The 3880-nt window shown below is 63.2% G+C and carries 8 protein-coding genes; all 8 read right to left on the bottom strand.

Annotated elements, in window-relative coordinates; all coding sequences use genetic code 11:
- Window positions 1–2 precede the first annotated feature (2 nt).
- The 8 genes from J7396_RS22005 to J7396_RS21965 all read right to left on the bottom strand — a co-directional run bounded on the left by J7396_RS22005 (window position 3) and on the right by J7396_RS21965 (window position 3767).
- Window positions 3–437, bottom strand: coding sequence for an HNH endonuclease (locus J7396_RS22005; protein ID WP_080948151.1), 435 nt, complete (start codon window positions 435–437; stop codon window positions 3–5).
- Window positions 437–598 (bottom strand): hypothetical protein, encoded by a 162-nt coding sequence (locus J7396_RS22000; protein ID WP_209262142.1) that lies wholly within the window; start codon window positions 596–598, stop codon window positions 437–439. Before J7396_RS22000 ends, J7396_RS22005 begins: the two co-directional genes overlap by 1 nt.
- Window positions 595–1071 carry a lysis system i-spanin subunit Rz gene (locus tag J7396_RS21995; protein ID WP_127172366.1) on the bottom strand — a complete coding sequence of 159 codons (477 nt, stop codon included), beginning with the start codon at window positions 1069–1071 and terminating at the stop codon, window positions 595–597. Before J7396_RS21995 ends, J7396_RS22000 begins: the two co-directional genes overlap by 4 nt.
- Complete coding sequence (locus J7396_RS21990) at window positions 1068–1346, bottom strand: hypothetical protein (RefSeq protein ID WP_209262141.1); 279 nt, start codon at window positions 1344–1346, stop codon at window positions 1068–1070. The genes J7396_RS21995 and J7396_RS21990 overlap by 4 nt, the downstream gene beginning before the upstream one ends.
- A gap of 64 nt (window positions 1347–1410) precedes the next feature.
- Complete coding sequence (locus J7396_RS21985) at window positions 1411–1629, bottom strand: hypothetical protein (RefSeq protein WP_046932013.1); 219 nt, start codon at window positions 1627–1629, stop codon at window positions 1411–1413.
- Window positions 1626–2129: a hypothetical protein gene (locus J7396_RS21980; RefSeq protein ID WP_046932011.1), complete on the bottom strand. Its 504-nt coding sequence runs from the start codon at window positions 2127–2129 to the stop codon at window positions 1626–1628. Before J7396_RS21980 ends, J7396_RS21985 begins: the two co-directional genes overlap by 4 nt.
- Complete coding sequence (locus tag J7396_RS21975; protein WP_057681495.1) at window positions 2126–2782, bottom strand: glycoside hydrolase family 19 protein; 657 nt, start codon at window positions 2780–2782, stop codon at window positions 2126–2128. The genes J7396_RS21980 and J7396_RS21975 overlap by 4 nt, the downstream gene beginning before the upstream one ends.
- A gap of 616 nt (window positions 2783–3398) precedes the next feature.
- The gene (locus J7396_RS21965) at window positions 3399–3767 is read right to left on the bottom strand and encodes a hypothetical protein (protein WP_046933429.1); all 369 of its coding nucleotides are present in this window, start codon (window positions 3765–3767) and stop codon (window positions 3399–3401) included.
- Window positions 3768–3880 lie beyond the last annotated feature (113 nt).

Here is a 3880-nt window from a genome sequence, read left to right as displayed (position 1 = left end):
TCCTAATTTTGACCGTGCGAAAATTTGGCTGAGCGGCCGGTGTCCGACCCCAACCCCTCAAAGTTTTGCCCTACCCCCCGGGGTTGGGGACGGTCGGCCGACCTGCCGCGTCGCGGATGCGAACGGTTCGCGCCGCGCGCCGCCTCGGCCTTGGTTTTGGCGATGTGACAGTCGACGCAGATGGCCTGCAGGTTGTTGTCTGCGCCAGTCCCGCCTTCAGCTTGGGGGACGATGTGGTCGACCTCCTCGGCAGCCGTGACGCGGCCAGCGGCGCGGCATGGGACGCAGAGGTATTGGTCGCGCTTCATGATCTCGTCGCGCTTGCGCCGCCACGGCCGGCCGCCGCGTCCTTGCCCGTAGTTCTCGGGCTGCGCCTGGGCAACGTGGACCGGCGCGATCCGCTGCAGTGGCTTATGCCGCGACGGGAAGCCAGGCATCAGTCCAGGCTCATGGATTGATCTCGCTCACCACCAGACAGCTCGCAGTCGAGCGTGCATGCCGGCTGCTCTTGCTCTTGATCATCGCCAGCCAGTGCAGCGATCAGCGTGTCGAGCTTCTCCTCGATGCGATCTAGCTGTGTCGCATGCAGATGAGTCACGGCATCACCTTGGTGCGGTCTGCGGTAATGATTGCTTGGCAGGCGTCGACGTGGTCATCAGCGTCTCGGCCGACTTGAACAACAGCGCCCGCAACCTCGCTTCGTAGTTGGGCGTGCGCATCACGTTCGATGGCGCCGGTGACGGAGCGGGACAGGAGGTCGGTATTACATGTGGCGAGGTCGTTGCGCAGCTGGAGCACACCACTGCGCAGGTCAGCCACAACAGCATCAGGGACGGCCTGGGCCGCCTGCCGGTCTTCTTCATGCTTGGCTCCAATGTCGGCCAGTGCCTCGGCGTGTTTGTGTTCGATGGCGCGCGCCGCCTGCTCAACTTGTAAGGCTTGCTTACCAGTTGCTACCTGGACATTGGCCGCAGCCGCCTCGGCCCGATCGCCTCGCCATGCCCAGCCAGCACCGACCATGGCTGCAGACCAGAGCAGCGAAGCAACGATGGCGATCAGGATGCGATTCATGCCAATGGCCTACCGATCGTGATCGGGCTAGCCAACACCTTGTCTTCGCGCATGAAGCAGGAGGCAACCTCCAAGGACAGGTCTATCAGCAGGCACCACAGATGCAAGGCGGGCACCTTCGGCGTGCCAGTCACCTGGTCATCGCCATCAACGCGCAGCCATGCTGGCACACCGAACAATCGGCCTTCGTGAGTCATGCCGTTCGCGATCGCGACTGTCTCGCGGACGTAAAGAGCGGGGAGCAGCCCGGCCAAGCACGACAGGGTGCGCTTCATGCGTTCACCATTTGACGTAGACGTTTGCTGAGCTTCCGGGCCCGGCAGGCCACGATCCCACTTGTCAGGCACTGGGCTTTCTCGAACTGTTCGAACCGAAGTAGTAGCCGCCGACGATGCCGGTCAGATTGACCAGACCACCTACCAGCAGCAACACGATGTCTTTATTTTCTGGCGGGATCGCCACACCAAGCATTGCGGCGAGAATGACCAGGTTGGTGGCGATCACCAACAACGCCAGGCCGCCGCGCGCTTGCGCGAGCGTATAGCGCGATAGGCTCACGATTGCAGGCTTGCGGCGCCCATGGCGAGCCGCATTACCAAGCGAGATACCGCGCGTTTGTCGCGCTCCGTCGCATCGCTGAAGAGCTCCCAGCGAAACTCCTGAATCACCGAGCCGAACTCCAGCCAGTCACCGCGGCGCGCCGCTGCCCACAGGTCCGTGGCGTCGCGCACCAGCTCGGCGCCGATGATGTCCGCGATCGCAATGATGTACGGCAGCGACGGGCGCATCTCCGGATGCACGGCGAGCAGTTCGAAGAAGCGGCCTCGCAAGGTCTCCTGCGCTTCCATCACGTCCTCGGTCAGCTCCATGGTGGCTACCCGCTCACTCTGCTCGCGCGTTTCGATGGCGCGCCCATAGCCCAGGCGCAGCACATTGCGCGCATCGCGGCGCGGCCGCGCGGTACGGCCCCAGCATTCCTGCAGTAGCTCAACCGCCTCGGTGAGCGATTGACGCTCTGCCGCCAGCAGGGTCGCGTCGTCAAGATCCGGCACCATCATGCCCCCAGCGCCTTGAGCGCCTTGGCGTAGCGCGCCCGCCGATCGGCGGCACCGTTCTGCCCGCCGTTGACCCGTTCGGTGATGTCGTCGAACCGACCGGCATCGGCCAGTGGGTTCAAATTGCGCGTGTCCCAGAATGCCGCGGCGGCGAGCGCGCCCCACTTGGGCTGCTCCAGCGCCTCCGGCTGCTTCTCGAAGTCCGGCACGTCCCGCACGCCCTTGGCGCGCAGCGTGTCGCGCATGCCGGCGTAGTTGGCCCGGCCCGTGTTCTGGATCGGGCCACGTCCGCGGTAGCGATAGCCATCACCGCTCGCTTCATCGCCATTGCCCAGGCGGTTCGCATATGCCGCATTCCCCAGGCCGACCGAGTTGCGTGCCAGCTCCTTCGCCCGTGGCAGCAGCGACCGCCAGCGGCTGTTTTCCTTCGCGCGCTTGCAAGCCTTGATCAGGTTTTCGAGGCTGTAGTTCAGCCCTTCCACCACCGCTGTGAGACCGGTCGACTCGTGGCCGACCTGCGCCAGGAACGCGGCCATGCGGCGCGGCGTGCTGATACCGTACAGGCGGCACGCCTCGCTGATCGGTTCGATCCAGCGCTCTGCAGTCTGGTCCGAGCAACCCACCGCCATCTTCAGTTGTTGGGCGGTCAGCTGCATCGTACTTCCTAAAATGAAAAACCCCGCCGAGGCGGGGTAGTAAGAGTTAAAAGCTAGACTTAGCCACGCGGCGGAAATGGGTCATTTCCGTAAGTTCGCTCATCTCTCCATCGAGAGTCGGCTCCTTGCACGCGAACCCCCGAAGGCGTTTTTGCTATCAGCCAAGCGGCGTTCGCTTGTGCAGCCGCATGATTCACAGCGTCCAGTTGAGTCCGAAAGTGAGTCTCTTGCGCAAGCAGACCCTCGCCTACGCGAACAGCCCATCCACCCGGCTTCGTGACCACATACCAATAGCGCCTTGCCATAGCAATTCCTTGCTGCTTAGGTCAGGCATTTATAGAGCCCATGGCTCGGCATGGCTATAGGTATGCGCGGATACGTAATGTTGAGCCGGCACAGCAGGTTCGTCGCTGAAGCGCCGCCGTCACGGAGCGCCTCTTCTATGCGACTCCAGCGGAGAGCCTCACGGCTGGCCGGTTGCCTGGATTCGCACCCACTGTGACTACCGACTCGGAAACCCGGAACGAAAAAAGCCCCCAGATCTCTCCGGAGGCTTTTCTCACCAATGCGCTTAATTTACTTATTTACCCCTGGGTGTCAAACATATTTTTCATCCCTACATCGGAGCCTCTCGCCAAGCCTTGCCGCTGGCACCATCAGGCCAGTCGGCATGCACCCCTGCAGCATCCATCGCCTGCTTCATAGCAGCCTTATCCACCTGCTGATCTGTGTGCATGTGCAACCACGGACCATGCTGCCAGTACTTGCCGAGATCAGATGCCATGCCGGCCACCGCGGCGCACGCCGCGCGCTCGCTGCACGTCGGCATCGTCCACACCTTGGCGATGCGAACCGGGCTGGCGTCCTGCACCTGCTTCAGGGTTGCGGCCAGGTCTACCGACCGTCCAAGGCGAAACGCGCTCCTACCGTCAGCCAGCGGCACCGCCGCCAGGTAAACCCACCACCGTTTCAGCGCGCGCTTCATGCCATCACCAGTTGTCGTTCAATCCATTCAGTCTGCAGCGCGATCAGCTCGTCGTCGCTGCCGTAGGTCTCGTGGAACAGCGCGCTCCCGTCCATCAGCGATGGGCCGTAGCG

This window comes from Xanthomonas sp. A1809, from assembly GCF_017746015.1.
Taxonomy (GTDB): domain Bacteria; phylum Pseudomonadota; class Gammaproteobacteria; order Xanthomonadales; family Xanthomonadaceae; genus Xanthomonas; species Xanthomonas euvesicatoria.
The sequence above is the reverse complement of the archived record's forward strand: the minus strand, read 5'-3'. Positions and strand labels throughout refer to the sequence as shown.

Bases quoted from the DNA above. Each gene is read 5' to 3' on its own strand.
- J7396_RS22005 (WP_080948151.1), bottom strand. From the start codon at position 437: ATGCCTGGCTTCCCGTCGCGGCATAAGCCACTGCAGCGGATCGCGCCG.
- J7396_RS21995 (WP_127172366.1), bottom strand. From the start codon at position 1,071: ATGAATCGCATCCTGATCGCCATCGTTGCTTCGCTGCTCTGGTCTGCA.
- J7396_RS21990 (WP_209262141.1), bottom strand. From the start codon at position 1,346: ATGAAGCGCACCCTGTCGTGCTTGGCCGGGCTGCTCCCCGCTCTTTAC.
- J7396_RS21980 (WP_046932011.1), bottom strand. From the start codon at position 2,129: ATGATGGTGCCGGATCTTGACGACGCGACCCTGCTGGCGGCAGAGCGT.
- J7396_RS21975 (WP_057681495.1), bottom strand. From the start codon at position 2,782: ATGCAGCTGACCGCCCAACAACTGAAGATGGCGGTGGGTTGCTCGGAC.
- J7396_RS21965 (WP_046933429.1), bottom strand. From the start codon at position 3,767: ATGAAGCGCGCGCTGAAACGGTGGTGGGTTTACCTGGCGGCGGTGCCG.